Source organism: Brevibacterium sp. UCMA 11752 (genome assembly GCF_021532235.1).
Lineage (GTDB): Bacteria > Actinomycetota > Actinomycetes > Actinomycetales > Brevibacteriaceae > Brevibacterium > Brevibacterium antiquum.
Map to the genome: position 1 here is coordinate 3,904,361 of NZ_JACBOS010000003.1, position 16,970 is coordinate 3,921,330.

Consider the following 16,970-nt stretch of genomic DNA (forward strand, 5'->3'; position numbering starts at 1 on the left):
CAACCACGACCACCTCTACAGCGGACTCAACGCTTTCTCGCGACTCGTTCCTTCGCTTCCCTCAGAGTCTGACGCTCCCGCTTGCGTGCCTCGGCGAGCACCTTCTGCGCTTGCCTGACAGCCTTCTGCGACTCGCGGTACTTCTTGTCGGCCACAACGTCTGGATCGTCATCGGTCACGACCGACTGTTCGGCGCTTGGCGTGTCATCAGCAGGCAAAGTCGCCCCTGGAGCCGATGATTCGCCCACGTCGGAGGCGGTCTTAGCGACCTGCCCGGCGGCAATTGAGGTTTCGTCGCCGCGCTCGAGCCCGACTCTGTCGATGTAATCTGCCAAGCCGTCGAGTCCGCGCTCGAGCCCGAAACCGAATGGGTCGTCCTCGGATGTGAAGACACCTGCGTCGATGGCGAGACGCAGCGAAGGGTAACCGTCAGAGGAGATGACGGCATCGAAGAGCTGAGATTCCTGCTGTGCCAGCTCCGCCTCGTTCAGACCGGTGACGCGGCCCTGTTCCTCATAGCCAGCGAACACGGCGCCTTTCCACCGGGCCGCGCCGGTGACGAGGAGCGAGGCAGCAACGCGCTCGCCCTGCGTGAGCGGAGTGTCGTGGAGCGCCTCGAGGCTCGCGTCCAACCACGCCGAGCTGTTGGGCGTGATGGGAGTGCCCATGATCGGCAGAGACAGCAACCACGGTTGCGTCGTGTAGACCCTCGTCTGGGCCTCATAGAGCTCCTCGAGCCGAGTGCGCCAGCTCTCCACACCCTCGGTCTCCGGAGGCAGTCCCGTCGCCTCCTCCTGCATGAGAAGCAGCAGATCATCCTTGGCACTGACATACCGATACAACGACATCGGCGTGTACCCCAAGCGTTTGGCGACCGCCGACATCGACACCGCCTGGATGCCGTCGTGATCGGCAATCTCGATGGCAGCATCGACTATTCGCTCAACACTCATTTCGCGCTTGGGCCCGCGCTGAGGTGTTGCGGCGACACCCCAGGCCAGCGCGATTCCGCGTGGAAGCTGCTCGATCGGTTCTTCTGTGGTCATTTCACAAGCTTATATTGTGTACGCCATATATTGCGTGTTATGGTCATATACAGTTTTATACGTACACAGTAAAATGCACGCAGGATCTCACGATAGGCACGACATGAAACGCACAATGACGTCAACTGGCTCGGACCCCGAAGCAATGGATTCCTCGACGCCCACGACTGCGATCGAATTCTCCGGTGTTCGCAAGAGCTTCGGCAAGAACCCGGTTCTCCAGGGACTCGACCTCAGTGTCAGCAAGGGCGAAGTCTTCGCCCTGCTTGGTCCGAACGGGGCCGGAAAGACGACGTCGATCAACATTCTGACCACTCTGATTCGCCCGGATTCGGGCTCGGTTCTCGTCTCGGGGATCGATGTCGCCATAGACCCGAATGAGGCAAAACGCCGCTTCGCCGTCACGGGACAGTCGGCGGCCGTCGACGAATATCTCTCAACCCGGGAGAACCTCATCCTGTTGGCACGCTTGTCGGGGCTCTCGCCCCGGGAGTCGAAGGTCAGAGCCACGCAGCTGGCCGAGCGCTTGAGCCTGACCTCATTCATCGATACGAGGGTCGCCGCCCTCTCCGGCGGCATGAGGCGCAGACTCGATCTGGCGCTGAGCCTGGTGGTGCAGGTCGATGTGCTGATCCTTGATGAACCGACGACTGGATTGGACACTCGTTCGCGTCGCGAGCTGTGGGATGAGGTGAAGGAACTGGCACAAGGCGGCACGACCGTCTTCCTCACCACTCAGTACCTCGAGGAAGCAGATGCCTTGGCCGACCGAATCGGCTTGCTCGATCGCGGGCGCCTGGCGGGGCTGGGCACACCGGCAGAACTCAAGGCGAAGGTCGGTCAGGGCATGGTGGCGGTCCACGACGATCGTGGCACGACCATCTCACAGGTGCCGACCACCGGAACTGTGCGCGATATTTCTTCCGTCCTGGCAACAGTCGAGCCAGAGTTCGCCGAGGCCTCTGTCAGTCTCCGCCATCCCAGCCTTGACGACGTCTTCCTCTCACTCACTGCCCCCACCACGTCCGTAGAACAGCCGCAGACAGGAGAATGATCATGTCCAATACTGCAGAATCGTCACCGACGACGAAATACCCGTCACCTGCTCAACGACGAACCACTCCTCGAGGCATCAATGCCGAGTTAGCCCTCATCGGTCGAAGTCTTCGTCATGCCGTTCGGGACATCGAATCCATGCTCATGGCAGTCGCGCTCCCAGTCCTGCTCATGCTGATGTTCACCTTCGTCTTCGGTGGAGCCATCGACCCGGGCGGAGACTACGTCAACTACATCGTTCCCGGAATCATACTGACCTGTGCCGGATTCGGCGCGGCTTCAACGTCGCTGTCGGTGGCCAATGACATGACCTCAGGATTCATCGACAGGCTGCGAACGATGCCGGTCCGAGCAAGCGGGGTGATCACAGGACATGTGGTGGCGAGCGTGGTGAAGAATCTGTTCGCCACCGGAGTCGTCTTCGTGGTAGCCGTGTCGATCGGTTTTCGCCCGTCTGCAAACGTGGCGGAGTGGGTGGCCGTCATCGCCCTCATCACGATCTACATCCTCACCATCACCTATCTGTTCGCGGCGATCGGCATGGCCGCGAAATCAGCGGAGTCGGCAAACGGCTACGGATTCATTCTGCTGTTCCTGCCATATGTATCCAGTGCGTTCGTTCCGGTCGAAACGATGCCCGGATGGCTGACCTGGTTCGCCGACAATCAACCGATCACCCCGATCATCGATGCCCTGCGAAGCCTGCTCGTCGGTACCGACATGGGCAATTCGGCCCTATTCGCGGTCGTCTGGTGCGTGGTCATCCTGGTGATCGCCATCGTGTGGACGGCACAACAGTTCAAAATCAAGGCCAGTCGACGTTGAAACCGTCGTCACGGCTCAGAAGTCGATGTCGCTATGTGCGTCGCGATCGCACTTCCCGGCTCAAGGGCAACCCGGTTCCGGGCACTGCGATCGATTCGGCCAAATCGCTGGCGTCGGGCTCAGCCCGGCGCCTCCGGTGCATTCACCGGGCTGAGTTCGCGGAGAGGAATGCGCGGATTCGGGTGCCGAACAGGTATTCGACCACACTTGTCCCGCGATCGGGCAACGACCTGTCGGTGGGCCGTTGTCGTCTTGCCGGCGGGCCGTGAGCCGGGTCGGCTTCCTGGAATCGCCGCTGGCGCTTCGCTGCATCCGCTTCACGATCAGCCCCATCATCGTCAGCGTGGCCATTGCTGGCTCGGGAGTCGAGGGGCTTGGTTCGTGTCTCGTAGCGGTGGCCTGTCGGGGTCTTCACGACCAGCTTCTCGGGATCCGATATGTGCGTCCAGCCGTTGAGCTCCTTGGCGAAGTTGCAGGCGGCGCATAGGCCCGAGGAATTGTCCCATTCGGTGCCGCCACCAGCGGCAAAGGCCGTGGCATGGTCAGCGTGTTTTATCTGCGCATCGCACCATGGTGAGCGGCACACGTCGTCACGGATGACGATCATGCGTCGCAGCAGCCCTGAGAACTCCCTGCGTCGGGAATCCACGCGCACCAGCTGGCCGTCGTCGGGGCGGGTGTAGAGCCTGCGCAGGAATACGGTGGCCTCGTTCTCGGCCACAAACGTGCGCGCGGCTCCCGCGGGCAATGGCCCGAAGCCGGGAAGCCAGGCGGGAGCGTCACCGGGACCCACCAAGCTGCCATCATTCATCACAAGATGAATCTCAGTCGGAACTGCTGCTGCGCATTCCTGACCTGTCGTCCGCTCGACGAGCAGGTCTGCCATGACTTGTGGCTGCGAGCGTCGGCCCGCCTCGCCAGTCCCGATGAGGGAGGCTGCCGACTTCTTCAGATTCGCGTAGACGGCAACGGCCTGCGGCATGGGCAGCAGTGCGCTGAGGTATGCCATGTTGCCAGGGGCTGGGCGAACCGAGACCGCCCGCTCCTCGGTGCACTTCTCGAGATGTTCAACGGCGGCCTTCTGGTCGATCTGCTGTGCCAGAGCACGGACCTCATTGCCCAGCCGCCCGACGCCCACCTCGGCGAGGCGTCCCGCCATACGCTCATCGACCTGACGTCGTTTATCTCTGGGCAGCCAGTCGGTCTCCTTCGCCACGGCACGAGCCTTCTCTTCGGATATGCTGCCGACCTTCAGAGCCGAGTAGGTGTGTGGCAGGTCGATGAGCAGGGAGCGCGAGAACTTGAGAAGCGCGCTGCCCCGCGCCCGGGAAACCTTTCGTGCCAGGGCGATCTCCGCCCCGACTCCTCTCCCCTGCTTTCTGCTCGCCACTCCATCTTCGGCCTCGCTGTTGCGTCGACGCATGTCGAAGGTCAATGTTTCTCGGGCCTGGGCAGCAGCAGCGGCAGCCGTCAGTTCCTCAAGTGCGGTGATCCGGTCGATGGCCTCGACCTCGCTGAGGGCGGGAGGCAGATCCGACAGCAACTCATGCCACCGGTGGATCTCGGTGATCACTTCGGGAACCGCCTCCGCTTCCATACGGATAAGGCTAGTACTCGCCCCTGACACGACATTTTTCGAAGGCGTCTCCCCTGGTCAGGAGTCTAGGTTCCCAACTGGCGACCTGTCGCCCGACGGTGAGGTCTGTGCTCCGCCGAGTCTGTGCGCCGCTCTGCCCTAGTATGCCCCTGCCATTGTGCGACTCTGCCCCTGTACGTCTCTGCCCCTGAGCAGTCGCCTTCGAGGCAAGGAGCAACAGCCTCAGAAGTCGATGTCTATGTGTGCGTCGCGATCCCAGTCCCCGGCCCAGCCGAGATGGTCGAGAGCGAAGTCGAGGATTCCTGCGGTGAAGCCCCACACCTTGAGCACTCCGACGTCGAAGGCCGGTGTCGTGACCTTCAGGTCCGGCCGGGAGAACGTTCCTCGATTGGCCGGTGCCACCAGGTCGGCAGCAGAGACCCGGTAGACCGAGTACGACTCTGCCTCGTCCATCACCCGCACGACACCGGGCTGCGCCCAGTACCCGATGACAGGCGTGACCTGGAACTTGCTGACGGGAATGTAGAGCGGGTCCATCTGACCGAGAACATCGACCGTCGATGGCACGATGCCGGCCTCCTCCTGAGCTTCACGCAGGGCCGCGGCGACCAGAGAGTCGTCTTCTGGGTCTCGTCCGCCTCCGGGAAACGCCACCTGTCCGGGATGATTGCGCAAGGTGCTTGCCCTCTGCAGCAGAACGATGTCGACGTCGTCGACTCCGAAATCCGCCAGACGTGATGACTCGGCACGGCCGGCATCTGTGCGCGGCTGACCGCCCCTGCCGAAGAGCATGAGGACGGCCGCGTCACGCACCGATTCGTCAACCGGTGTCGGTGCCCGCCTGAGCCACTCGGGCGAACCATTCGAGGCCGCGAGGTTCTCCAGCTGCGTCCGCAGGGTCTCATCGTGCGAAACGGAGTCCCGCCCGGTCGACGCCCGCACTGCCGAGCCTGGCCCCGCCGGTGGATACTCACATGCTTCGGCGCTCATGCCTGGGGCGCCATTTCGAATCTGAGCATCGCCCGCGCCTTCTCCGGATCGAGTTCCCCGACCCCGAACGAGGGACACAGTGCCATCAATGGGCACACTCCGCAGGCCGGTCTGCGCGAGTGGCAGATGCGTCGTCCGTGGAAGATGACTCGGTGGGAGAGCAGGGTGAGTTCGTTCTTTGGGAACAGCGCCGCGATGTCGTGCTCAGCCTTGACCGGGTCCTCCTCTTCGGTCCATCCGAGGCGGCGTGCCAACCGCCCCATGTGCGTGTCGACGGTCAGGCCCGGGGTGTCGAAGGCGTTGCCGAGGACCACATTCGCGGTCTTCCGTCCGACTCCTGCCAGCTTGACGAGTTTGTCCAATGAGTTGGGGACCTCACCGTCATAGGTGTCGACGAGTTCATTGGCGAGTTTGACGATGTTGCGAGCTTTGGCTCGGTAGAAGCCGGTCGAGTGGATGAGTTCCTCGACTTCGATCAGGTTGGCCACCGCGAGGCTGTGAGCATCAGGGAAGACGGAGAACAACCCTGGAGTCACCGCGTTGACCCGGATGTCGGTGGTCTGCGCAGACAGGACGGTCGCAATCAGGAGCTGGAATGGGGTCTCGAAGTCGAGCTCGCATTTCGCGTTCGGGTACACCTCGGCGAGGATGCGATGAATCTTCCTCGCGCGTCGGGTCCGGCCCAATGGGGTTTCCTTGGCGAACTTCCGCGCGCTCTTCTCTGCCACCGTCAACACGACTCACCATCCTAATCCGTGCCCTGCATTTCCGCAGTGGCGCCCCTCACATCGCCGAGGTGGCTCTGCAGCTGTCCGTCGAACGGGGTCGTCCGTACGCAACCGTGGCCCACCTCGGCGAGGGTGGAGGAAACGCAAGCAAAACCCCTTGTTTTGCACTAATGCCGCAAACTCCCGCGCCTTTGCTGGTATCAGCACCGTTGACCAGGTAGATTTATCTGTGATTACCACGACAAGGAGGACACAGTGGATATTGAAGTTGTGCGGGGCGCCACGCTCTTCGCAGGTTTGGACGATGAAGCCACAAGCGCATTGATGAAGTTCATGAACCCGCGGAGTCTCCGTCGGGGAACCGTGCTCTTTCACGAGGGCGATGCCGGTGACGAACTCTATATCGTCTCCAGCGGCAAGCTCAAGATCGGCCGCGAGTCCTCCGACGGCCGCGAGAATCTGCTCTCGGTCATCGGGCCGGGCGAGATCATCGGTGAGCTCAGCCTCTTTGATCCAGGCCCACGTTCCACCTCCGTCACCGCTGTCTCTCAGTCCGAGCTGCTCAGCCTCAAGCATGAGGACCTCACGACGTGGCTCGATGAGCGCCCACGGGCCGCAATGAACCTGCTCAAGGCTCTGGCACAGCGTCTGCGCCGGACTAACGAGACCGTTGGTGACCTCGTGTTCTCCGATGTTCCCGGTCGTGTTGCCAAGGCGCTGCTGGACCTTGCCTCTCGCTTCTCGAAGCCGGCACCCGACGGTGTCCTCGTCGCGCACGATCTGACGCAGGAAGAGCTCGCGCAGCTCGTCGGTGCCTCACGTGAGACCGTGAACAAGGCCCTGGCCGACTTCGCAGCTCGTGGCTTCATCCGCCTCGAAGCTCGTTCCGTCGTCATCCTCGACATGGAGCGGATGCGCAACCGCGCCCGCTGATCGCTGCGCTTTACGGCTGATATCTGTCGCGGTCGCACAACTTGGAACTCCCCAGCTTTATGGCTGGGGAGTCCCTTGTTTCATGAGAGGGCCATCGCCGAGGTGGGCCATCGTATACCTCGGCACCAATGCTAGAGTTTCGCCTCAATCGGCGAGGAGACGTGAGGTTGTTGCCCGCCGGAAAAGGACGATCACACCGATGAGTGCGATGATCCCGGCAACCGCCAGGATTGTGAAGTCGAGCGGCAGCACAGTGAAGCGTTCGTCCGACCATCCGGTTCCAGTGGCACCGACGCTGCACCTGATCCCCGGCGGGAAGAAGCTCGTGTCATAGCCGAATCCATGCTCGAGAGGTATGCCCTCTGGCGTGGCGGGACACCATGGCTGATCAGGGTTGCCGCGGTTGCTCAGCGAGTATCCGAGGCCCCACGTGTGGAAGAGCGTGAGCACGATGGCAGGCACGCTGAGCCCGAGATACAGCCACGGGCTGAGCGACAATCGCCGTCTCGACTGTCGCTTCGTCCTATCGCCCCTCATCCGTCCTCGGGCATGAGCGCGCCGAGGTAGTTCAGTTGCGCCCGCACGATCTGCTCGGCGGCTCCCCGGACGCTGGGATCGACATCGTGGTAGACGATGTCGCAGACCGCAGATGCTGTCCTCGCTCCCTCTCCCAAAGCGGCCTTGACCTGCTCGATCCGTTCGAGCCGGTGGCGACGGTAGTAGGTGAGCACCTCGGCGGACGATTCGATCGTAGGACCGTGCGCTGGTTCGATGCTCGTGAACACGCCATTGTCGTGGAGTCGGATCAAACGGTCGAGTGACTCAAGGTAGTCGCGCAGAGAGCCCTCCGGGTGGGTGACGATGGTCGTCCCCTCCCCCAGGACCGTATCGCCGCTGTAGAGCACGTGGTCGTGGATGAGACTGATGCTGTCCATCGTGTGTCCCGGAGTCGCGATGACCTCCATGACATCCGCTGTGTCAGTGCCGAATGCGATCATGTCACCATCGGCCACAGGAGGTGCCAGACGGCCGAATTTCTCGAGGACCGCGTACACGGGCACCTCGGGCGCCCACCGCTCCACACTTCCGAGCATCTCCGAGTGATCGGCATGCTGATGAGTGAGGATGATGGCCGAGAGCTTCCTGTCGCCGAGCTCAGCCAGGAAGTTCTCACGGTGCTGCGCAAGTTCAGGGCCCGGATCGATGAGCACTGCCGTGGTGTCGTCCGCCGAGGCGATGACATAGGTGTTGGTGCCCGTCAGTGTCATCGGGGATGGGTTGTTCGCGCGGATCCTCATGATTCGTCGGTCTCCTCCTCGCCGCTTTCGGCGTTGTTGTCATCGTCACTCAGCGTCAGGAATCCTGGGCTCTGGTCGTTCTCGTCGTCACCGACGGCTATCGCGTAGTCACGCAGAGTGCCTTTGCGGTAGAGGTCGCGTCCGGGGTGGATGACGACGCGCCATTCGCCGTCTTCATTGGTGACCTCTGGTCGCAGCGGATGCAGGTCGCGGACCTGGGCCATGGCGGCTCCGACGCTTGGAACATCTATCAGGCTCTCAGCGATGATGCGTGTGCTCGCACTGATCTTGTCGGGATCTCCTGCTGTCTCGGCAAGGATCTCCTTGGGCCGTTTCCACCCTCCCGAGGTCTCATTCGGTGAGAGGAAGTCGACGTTCTGTCCGAAGGGCACTGTGGCCACAAAATAGGTGGTGTCGAAACGGTGCAGCTGGGTCCCCGTGTTGATCCAACGCAGCCAGGGTTTGCAGAGGTCCGGGCGAAGCTTGAGATCACGTTCGCGCAGGATCTGGGACCAGGAGATCTCATTGGAGAACAGCCGTGCCCGAGTTCCGCGCCAATCCGTCTGGGGCGCGGCGACGATGTCACGATCGACGTCTTCGCCCAGCAGCACACCGGTTGCGGCGAACGAGATGCGTGCCGCAGCCGAGAAATGGTGCAGCGCCCGTGACTTGTTCTCGATGCTCAGAGTCCTTGCGCAGCGAGCCGAGTTCCATCCGGCCAGAGGCAGATTGCGCAGGTCGCCGGGGCGCAGGTTGCTCACAGGGAAGGACAGGCGGTTGCGGTCTTCGATTCCGCGGGCATCGAGCTGCCGGGTGATGAAGGTTTCCAAACCTTCCAATGAGTCCCTGATCAACACGATCGCCGAGGCGGGTCGTGGAGCTTCGGGGACCGGGAACCGCCCGTCGGACTGCCATTGGTCCAAGAGCCAACGCAGCTCCGACGAGACGGGCAGAGAGCGTCCGCTAAGCGGCATCGTCCTCAACCTCGACGATGACCTCGACCTCGACCGGAGTGCCGAGAGGAAGAGTGTTCACTCCCACCGCGCTGCGCGTGTGCTGGCCGCGGTCGCCGAAGATCTCACCGTAGAGTTCGGAGACTCCGTTGATGACCGATGGCTGCTGTGTGAAGTCATCTGCCGAGTTCACGAAACCGGTCACTTTGACGACGCGCACGATCTTGTCCAGGTCGCCGATGACGCCGGCAATCGCGGCGAGAGCGTTGAGCCCTGCAGTCCGTGCCAGGTCGTAGCCGGTCTCGAGGTCGACGTCGGAGCCGATGTGGCCGGTCGCCGGGAGCTTCCCGTCGACGACGGGCAGCTGGCCCGAGGTGTAGACGTAGTTGCCGGTGCGAAGCGCCGGGACATAGACGCCAGCGGGAACGGCGACATCGGGCAGGGTGAGACCGAGTTCAGCGATGCGGTCTAGGGTCTTCGACATAGTTTGTCCTTCGACGAGGGTGTTACAGGTCAGATGAGCGCCCAGACTCTCATGCGTCAGGCTTGTGGTGCTTCAGGCACTGTTGCTTCAGGCTTTGGGACGCTTGAGGTAGGCAACCAGGCCGTTGTTGTCCGGGCCTGGGACGACTTGGACAAGCTCGTAGCCGTCTTCGCCCCACTGGTCGAGGATCTGCTTCGTTGCGTGAACGATGAGCGGCACGGTGACGTATTCCCACTTGGTCATGATTCTCCTTGAGTCTCTGTGTGCCCGAGTCCCCGATGCGTCATCGGTACGAGCGTCTGCATGGACCGACAGCCGATCGTCCTCCAGGAGTGCGACCGGCCGATCACTGTCGTTCCCAACCCTAGCCGAGAACCCGTGCACCTACCGCCAGCCATGCCACAGTGTGAACACCGCTGACAGAAGAGAGTGGGGCGGGGCGATCATGACGATCGTCCCACCCCACTGTCCCTCAGGCTCTGTCTCTCAGGCTCCGTTTCTCAGGCTCTGCCTCTCAGGGCGTCCGGTGCTCAGTTACCGCCGAGCCCCGGCGCTTCGCCGCCACCGTCTCCACCGTCGCCGCCGTTACCACCGGTGCCGCCGCCGTTGTTACTGCCGCCGCCACCGCCGGTGCCACCGCCGGTGCCACCGCCGCCGCCGTTGTTACTGCCGCCACCACCGCCGCCGGTGCCGCCACCACCGTTCTGGCCGCCGCCTCCGGTACCGCCGCCGCCTCCGGTACCACCGCCGCCGCCCATGTACTTGCCGCTCGGCTTAGGGAATCCGGTGTTGCCCTTCGTCTCCTTGACCGCGTCATTCATATAGGCCTGCCAGGTCTTACCGGAGATCGTGGCACCGTAGACGTGTCCGCGGACAACGCCCTCGCTGTTGTTTCTCCAGTCGCGTGTACCTGACGGGTCACCTGTCCAGACCGCAGTCGACAGTGTCTTCGTGAACCCGAGCAACCAGGTGTGGCCGACATCGAAGTTCGTCGTACCGGTCTTTGCACCTGCTGGTGCTCCGATCTTCAGCTGGGTGGTGGTACCGCCGTTGAACGTCTGTGTCAGAGCGTAGGCGACACCCTTGGCCACCTCTTTGTCGAGGACTCGCTTACAGCCTTCTCCCGGCACGTCGATGTTCTTGCCTGAGCGGTCCTTGATGGAGACGATCGGCTTCGGGCCGCAGAATTCGCCCTCGTTCGCGAAGGTCGCGAATGCCGCGGCCATTGCAATCGGTGTTGTCTCCGTCGTGCCCAGAATCGAGGATGGTGACAGGGCCTGGATGAAGCCCGCCTTGTTCTTGAAGTCGAGCTTCTCGCCGCTGCCGTAGCGAATTCCAAGGTCCATAGCGGTGTCCATGATCTTGCACATGTTGAGCTGGTTGCCCATAGCCGCATAACCGGTGTTCACGGACTTCTTCGTCGCTTCCAGCGCGGTCATCGAGCCCTTGCCCTCACCGTCACCGGCGTTGTTCGGGTCCCAGTCACCGGCCATGTTCGGACAGCCCTCATACTTCCAGGAACTTGCAGGGAAGTTGCGCTTGGTAGCGTTGACCGTGGTGTTGAGACCTCGACCGGATTTCAGCCACGTGGCCAGCACGAAGGGCTTCCAAGTCGAACCGACCTGGAATCCGCCACCGCCGTTGTGCTTCCTGTCGACCGTGTAATTGATGCTGGTCTTCTTGTTCTTTTCGTTCTTCTTGACCTCGCCGACCGTGTATTCGCGGTTCTCGGCCATGGCGATGACCTCGCCCGTGCCCGGTTCGATCGTGACCAGAGCGTGTCCGGCGCCGGACGGATCGCCCACAGGAACACGCTTCTTGATCTCCTTGTCAGCGATCTTCTGAATGTCTGGGTTGAGGCTGGTCTTGATCGTCAGTCCGCCCCGCTGCAGGAAGGCGAGGCGCTCGTCGACGGTCTCGCCGAAGGTGTCATCATTCTTGATGACGTTTTCGACGTAGTCGCAGAAGAACTCTGCGTTGCTCTTGGCCGAGGTACAGCCGTTCGGCGTCTCATGCAGATCGAGGTCGAGGTCGGTCTTCACCGCCTTGTCGTATTCCTTCTGAGTGATGTGCTTGTACTTGAGCATCTGCCCCAGGACGGTGTTGCGGCGCTTCTTCACCTGATCGGGGAAACGCTGCGGGTTGAAGGCCGAAGGGTTCTGCACAATGCCGGCGAGCATCGCCGACTGCTCGATATTCAGGTCCTTCGCATCGATGCCCCAATACTTATGGGCGGCGGCCTGCACTCCGTAGGCGTTGGGTGAACCGGAGTAGTTGTTGATGTTCATGTAGCGGTTGAGAATGTCCTTTTTGTCGTACTTCTTCTCAACTGCCACCGCGAGTTTGGCTTCACGGAGCTTACGCGCATAGCCGGCCGTGCCTTCTGACTCCTTGGCCGCTGACACGCCCTCTTTGTCCGCTTCGGCATGGGCGTTCTCCGCCAGCACGTTCTTCACGTACTGCTGAGTCAGCGTTGATCCGCCCTGCGTTGTCGAGGACACCATATTGTGCACCGCTGCCCGCGCAATGCCCTCGATATCGACGCCGCCGTGTTCGAAGTACCGGTAGTCTTCGACGGCGATCGTCGCGTCCTGCATATGATCTGAGATCTCGTCGAGAGGCACTTCGACTCGATTCTGCCAGTAGAATTCCGCGATCTCCGAACCATCGGAGGCGAGCATCGTCGACTTCTCTCCCAGGTCCTGGATCTCCAGGGTCGCGGGAAGTGAATTGAAGATCTCGACGGCACTGTTTGCACTGGCAGTAGCTACACCGACTCCGGGGATGGCAAGACCGGCGGCGACGATTCCCGCCACCGCGCTCACGGCGACGAACTGGAGAAACGCGCCTGTCTTGGTCGGATTCGGATTTGACTCAGGAGACACCATGAAACCAAGTTTAGCTAATACGACTTGTGCAAGTTCTCAAAAATCATTGAGAACGTCAGACTCCAGGGACGAGCGTCAACAGGCTGACCTCGGGACGGCAGGCGAAACGCACCGGTGAGAAGGGCGAGAAACCCAATCCGGCGGAGATTTCGACGAGAGATTTTCGATAGGGAAACAGGCCTCTCGCGCGTGTCCGATCGAGGTCGCAGTTCGTCACCGGCGCGCCCCAGAAGGGCACCCGGATCTGTCCCCCGTGAGTGTGCCCGGTCATGATGAGGTCAGCCCCCGCCGAGGTGAACGCCTCCAGCGTCCGCGAATAGGGCGCATGCGTGACCCCGACTTTCACCCCAGCTTCAGAATCGAAGCGAGGGTAGTCGAACGCGTCAGGGCCGCGGCCCTGACCGTCGCTGGGCTGGATCCGGTCCCGGTCGATGTGGGAGTCCCCCAGGCCGCAGAAGTCGATGCGGGTCCCACGGATCGTCAGAGTTGCCTCGGCGTTGTCGAGGAAATGCCATCCGCGGGTGCTGCTGGGCGTGTCACCGGTCGACACTTCGCTCACTGTTTCGTCTCTGGCCTCGAACCCGCGGATCAGGGCTTTCACGTCGAGGTCGGGCTGTGTGCGGTGCTTGACCTCGGAGGGGGACCGCAGGTAGGTGGCTGGGTTCTTCGCCTTGGGTGAGAAGAAGTCGTTGGATCCGAGGACGAAGACGCCGGGTACATCAAGAAGTCCGTCGAAGACGTCGAGGACAGTGGGCACGATGTCTGCAGAGAGGTTGTCTCCGGTGTTGACGACGACATCCGGTTCCAGTCGTGTCAGCGCTTTGACCCAGGCGGCCCGGTGCTTCTGCCAGGGCGCCAGGTGCAGATCGGAGACGTGCAGCATCCGGACGCTCTGTGCACCGGCCGGCAGGATCGGCAGAGTGTGGCGGCGGACGGCGAAGAGGTGCGGTTCGATGACCGCGCCCCAGATTCCAGCCGCCGCGGGGACTGCAAGGGCGCCGGCGAATAGTGCACGCTTCTTCATTCGTCCAACTCTAGTCGGCCTCGGGATCCCGGCCTGGACCCGGCCCTCGAGCTTCCGTCATAGTGGGCTCCCGTTCGAAGAATCACGCGTTCTCGAACGCGAGCCCACAATCACAGACTGCCAACGGCACCTCAGGCAGGGAACGCGACCGGCTTGTCGTGTTCATCGGCGGCACGGGCCGTGCGGCGGCGATGCAGATGCTTCATCCGGCGCTGCCCCACGAGCCTGCAGACAAGGTAGATGAGGAAGGAGATCGTGGTGACGAATGGGCTGATCGGCACCACAGGCGAGCCCAGTGCGATGAGGATGCCGCCGACGGAGGCGGTGACCGCGAAGATGACGCTGAACACCGGCACCCACACCGGGGAGGCCGAGAGCTGGGTGGCCGCCGCGGCTGGAGTGATGAGCAGAGCCAGGACCAGGAGGACGCCCACGACCTGCACGCTCAATGCCACGGCCAGACCGAGGACGAGCATGAACACGATCGTCAGCCCGGACACAGGCACCCCTTTGGCGCGTGCCACCTCGGGGTCGAGGCTGGCGAACATGAGTGGTCGCCAGATGACGGCGAGCACGAGGAGCACGATCAGCGAGCACACGACGAGGGTCATGATCTGGCCCGGGGTGATGGCTACGATCTGCCCGGTCAACAGGCCGAATTTGCTGGCGGCACGTCCGTCGTAGAGGGCGAGGAACAGAATCGCGAGGCCCAGCCCGAAGGGCATGAGCACACCGATGATGGCGTTCTTCTCCGAGGCTTTGGCCCCGCCGATGCCGATGATGAGTGCGGCGATGATTGAGCCGATGATGGACCCGCCGACCACATCGAAACCGATGAGGAGGGCAAAGGCGGCACCGGCGAACGAGAGTTCGGAGACGCCGTGGACAGCGAAGGGAATGTCGCGGGCCATGACGAAGACGCTGATGAGTCCGCCGACGACGCCGAGCAGTCCGGCGGCGATGAGCGAGTTCGTCAGCAGCGCCACCAGTTCGCCGTAGTCCTCGAAGGTGAACAGGCTGCCGAAGATCTCCTGAGCCGACATCAGATCGCACCTCGTTCCATGCTCATCTCGTCCTCGTGGACGTGGTGATCCACGCATTCGGCTTCGCCGCCGACCACGATGAGCCGACCGCCTACCCGGACGACTTCGACCGGGGAACCATAGAGTCGGGTCAGCGATTGGGTGGTCATGACCTCTGCGGGGGTGCCGACGAGGAAGTGGCCGCCGACGATGTAGAGGACGCGGTCGACGTAGGGCAGGATCGGGTTGATCTCGTGGGTGACGAAGACGACTGAGGTGTTGCGTTTGACTCGCTGCTCATGGAGCAGGTTGGCCACGACCTTCTGATGGTGGATGTCCAGGGACAGCAGCGGCTCGTCACAGAGAAGCACCGAGGGGTCGTTGGCCAGGGCCTGAGCCACGCGCAGTCGCTGCAGCTCACCGCCGGACAGGGTCCCGGCTGGGGCGTCCGCGTATTCTCGGGCGCCGACGGATTCGAGGAGTTCATCGACCAGCTGTCGGCGGCGTTTCAGGAACCGGCCGGGGCCCCAACGGTGTCCGTCGATGCCCATCCGTACCAGATCGCGACCCCGCATCGGGGTGTGTTGGTCGATTCCGCGCTGCTGGGGGATGTAGCCGATGGCCGAGTTCCCCGAGTGGACATTCCGGCCATTGATCTCAGCCGAGCCGGTGGACAGCGCATGCTGGCCCAACAGCACCTTGAGCAGCGAAGTCTTTCCTGTCCCGTTCGGGCCCAGCACCGCCACGAACTCCCCCGGCGCGACGTCGAGATCGAGGTCGTGCCAGAGCACACGCTCTCCGAATCGCAGTTCGGCATCGCGCAGACGGATCACCGGAGGGTGATCGGCGGATGCGGTCTGCTTGGGAGTAGCGTCGGAATCAGTGGCCATTCTCAGTGTTCATGTCCTTCGAGCGCAGTGGAGATTTCGGTGATGTAGTCGCCCATCCAATCCGCGTAGTGCGCATCGGCCGGCATCGTCTCGCCGAGGTCGACGACCGGAACATCGGATTTCTCAGCCGTAGATTTCAGCTGCTCTGCCTGTGGACCTGCCGCTTGAGTATTGTACCCAAGCAGCACCGCCTCGCCCGAGGAGATCTGCTCCTCGGCCTTCTTCAGCACCAGAGGCGGCACGTCATTGCCCTCTTCCACCGCTTCAAGGAACTCATCGGAGGTGATGTTCTTCAGTCCCATGTCCTCAAACAGCCACAGCGGCACGGGTTCGGTCGCCGCGACCTCATCTCCACTATGTTCTGCCTTGGCGTCGTCGATCTGAGACTGCAGCTTCTCCAGCGTCTTCTTATAGTCATCCGCGTTGGCTGCGAAGTCATCCTTGTGCTCAGGCTCAGCCTCGCCGAGGTGGGTTGCGACCTCATCGACGAGCTTCGTCATCGTGGGGACGGAGTACCACAGATGTTCGTTGAATTCCCCGTGTTCGTGGGCTTCCCCGTCACCATGGTCGTGACTCTCTTCTTCGCCGTGGTCGTGGGTTTCATCCTCGCCGTGGTCGTGGGCGTGGCCACCGGCTTGGGCTTCCTCGTCGCCATGGTCATGGCCCTCATTGCCGACCCCTTCAGATCCGGGCAGGCCCGAGATCGAGACTGTATCGATGGTATCGACGTCGACGTCGGAGGCCTCGAGCATCGTGGTCATGAACGAGTCGTAGCCGCCTCCGTTCTGCACCACCAGATCGGCCTTCGACAGCTTCAATCGGTCCTGGGTCGTCGCCTCATAGGAATGAGGGTCCTGGTTGGGATCGTCAATGACCGCCGTGACCTTCGCGAAGTCCCCGGCCACCTGGGACACGATGTCGGCGTACACATTGGTCGAGGTCACGACCGAGAGATCGGCGTTCTTGGAGTCCGCGCCGGATGCGCCTGACCCGCAACCGCTCAGTGCGAGAACAGCAGTGAGGGCAGCAGCTCCGGATGCGATGCTGAGTCGGGAAGAACGCATGGTGGGCCTTTCAGAGTGTGAGCGGTGATCAATGAATCAACCTCGAACACAATACTCAGCCTGGCGCCCCACCACTAATATAAATATTTATATATAGCAACTTGTTTATGTGTCCTCGCCGCGCTCGATCTGCTCCGAGTTCGAAGACGTTCCGGCAATGTCGAACGCCCGA

17 protein-coding genes are annotated in these 16,970 nt (G+C 62.3%); 3 read left to right on the top strand and 14 right to left on the bottom strand.

Annotation, left to right across the window (positions count from 1 at the left end; translation table 11 throughout):
* Positions 1 to 26 precede the first annotated feature (26 nt).
* Complete coding sequence (locus HU144_RS17625) at positions 27 to 1,046, bottom strand: TetR/AcrR family transcriptional regulator (protein WP_235352397.1); 1,020 nt, start codon at positions 1,044 to 1,046, stop codon at positions 27 to 29.
* 103 nt (positions 1,047 to 1,149) lie between these two features.
* Between HU144_RS17625 and HU144_RS17630 the strand changes: the two genes are divergently transcribed.
* Together HU144_RS17630 and HU144_RS17635 are read left to right on the top strand one after the other, a co-directional pair.
* Positions 1,150 to 2,100, top strand: coding sequence for an ABC transporter ATP-binding protein (locus HU144_RS17630; RefSeq protein ID WP_235352398.1), 951 nt, complete (start codon positions 1,150 to 1,152; stop codon positions 2,098 to 2,100).
* Between the two features lie 2 nt (positions 2,101 to 2,102).
* A complete protein-coding gene (locus HU144_RS17635; RefSeq protein WP_235352399.1) occupies positions 2,103 to 2,927 on the top strand; it encodes an ABC transporter permease in 825 nt (274 codons plus the stop codon).
* Between the two features lie 142 nt (positions 2,928 to 3,069).
* Here HU144_RS17635 and HU144_RS17640 read toward each other — a convergent pair whose 3' ends face one another.
* The 3 genes from HU144_RS17640 to nth all read right to left on the bottom strand — a co-directional run bounded on the left by HU144_RS17640 (position 3,070) and on the right by nth (position 6,251).
* Positions 3,070 to 4,524, bottom strand: a complete 1,455-nt coding sequence (locus tag HU144_RS17640; protein ID WP_235352400.1) for an HNH endonuclease — start codon at positions 4,522 to 4,524, stop codon at positions 3,070 to 3,072.
* 222 nt (positions 4,525 to 4,746) lie between these two features.
* The gene (locus tag HU144_RS17645; protein ID WP_235352401.1) at positions 4,747 to 5,514 is read right to left on the bottom strand and encodes an NUDIX hydrolase; all 768 of its coding nucleotides are present in this window, start codon (positions 5,512 to 5,514) and stop codon (positions 4,747 to 4,749) included.
* Positions 5,511 to 6,251: an endonuclease III gene (gene nth, locus HU144_RS17650; protein ID WP_442862666.1), complete on the bottom strand. Its 741-nt coding sequence runs from the start codon at positions 6,249 to 6,251 to the stop codon at positions 5,511 to 5,513. The genes HU144_RS17645 and nth overlap by 4 nt, the downstream gene beginning before the upstream one ends.
* 246 nt (positions 6,252 to 6,497) lie before the next feature.
* Between nth and HU144_RS17655 the strand changes: the two genes are divergently transcribed.
* Entirely contained in the window at positions 6,498 to 7,175 is a 678-nt protein-coding gene (locus HU144_RS17655) for a Crp/Fnr family transcriptional regulator (RefSeq protein ID WP_069599638.1), read from the top strand.
* Positions 7,176 to 7,319: 144 nt separating this feature from the next.
* Here HU144_RS17655 and HU144_RS17660 read toward each other — a convergent pair whose 3' ends face one another.
* From HU144_RS17660 to HU144_RS17705, 10 genes are all read right to left on the bottom strand, one after another.
* Positions 7,320 to 7,673, bottom strand: coding sequence for a hypothetical protein (locus HU144_RS17660; protein WP_235352402.1), 354 nt, complete (start codon positions 7,671 to 7,673; stop codon positions 7,320 to 7,322).
* Positions 7,674 to 7,708: 35 nt separating this feature from the next.
* Positions 7,709 to 8,473, bottom strand: coding sequence for an MBL fold metallo-hydrolase (locus tag HU144_RS17665; protein WP_235352403.1), 765 nt, complete (start codon positions 8,471 to 8,473; stop codon positions 7,709 to 7,711).
* The gene (locus HU144_RS17670; RefSeq protein WP_235352404.1) at positions 8,470 to 9,447 is read right to left on the bottom strand and encodes a hypothetical protein; all 978 of its coding nucleotides are present in this window, start codon (positions 9,445 to 9,447) and stop codon (positions 8,470 to 8,472) included. Before HU144_RS17670 ends, HU144_RS17665 begins: the two co-directional genes overlap by 4 nt.
* The gene (locus HU144_RS17675; RefSeq protein WP_235352405.1) at positions 9,437 to 9,910 is read right to left on the bottom strand and encodes a RidA family protein; all 474 of its coding nucleotides are present in this window, start codon (positions 9,908 to 9,910) and stop codon (positions 9,437 to 9,439) included. The genes HU144_RS17670 and HU144_RS17675 overlap by 11 nt, the downstream gene beginning before the upstream one ends.
* Positions 9,911 to 9,997: 87 nt before the next feature.
* Positions 9,998 to 10,153 carry a hypothetical protein gene (locus HU144_RS17680; RefSeq protein ID WP_096158366.1) on the bottom strand — a complete coding sequence of 52 codons (156 nt, stop codon included), beginning with the start codon at positions 10,151 to 10,153 and terminating at the stop codon, positions 9,998 to 10,000.
* Positions 10,154 to 10,440: 287 nt separating this feature from the next.
* On the bottom strand, positions 10,441 to 12,798 hold the full coding sequence (locus HU144_RS17685; RefSeq protein ID WP_235352406.1) for a transglycosylase domain-containing protein: 2,358 nt from the start codon (positions 12,796 to 12,798) through the stop codon (positions 10,441 to 10,443).
* A gap of 55 nt (positions 12,799 to 12,853) precedes the next feature.
* Complete coding sequence (locus tag HU144_RS17690; RefSeq protein WP_235352407.1) at positions 12,854 to 13,822, bottom strand: metallophosphoesterase; 969 nt, start codon at positions 13,820 to 13,822, stop codon at positions 12,854 to 12,856.
* A gap of 131 nt (positions 13,823 to 13,953) precedes the next feature.
* Positions 13,954 to 14,865: a metal ABC transporter permease gene (locus tag HU144_RS17695; RefSeq protein ID WP_198397763.1), complete on the bottom strand. Its 912-nt coding sequence runs from the start codon at positions 14,863 to 14,865 to the stop codon at positions 13,954 to 13,956.
* A complete protein-coding gene (locus tag HU144_RS17700) occupies positions 14,865 to 15,734 on the bottom strand; it encodes a metal ABC transporter ATP-binding protein (RefSeq protein ID WP_235352408.1) in 870 nt (289 codons plus the stop codon). The genes HU144_RS17695 and HU144_RS17700 overlap by 1 nt, the downstream gene beginning before the upstream one ends.
* Positions 15,735 to 15,736: 2 nt before the next feature.
* Positions 15,737 to 16,798 carry a metal ABC transporter solute-binding protein, Zn/Mn family gene (locus HU144_RS17705; RefSeq protein ID WP_235352409.1) on the bottom strand — a complete coding sequence of 354 codons (1,062 nt, stop codon included), beginning with the start codon at positions 16,796 to 16,798 and terminating at the stop codon, positions 15,737 to 15,739.
* Positions 16,799 to 16,970 lie beyond the last annotated feature (172 nt).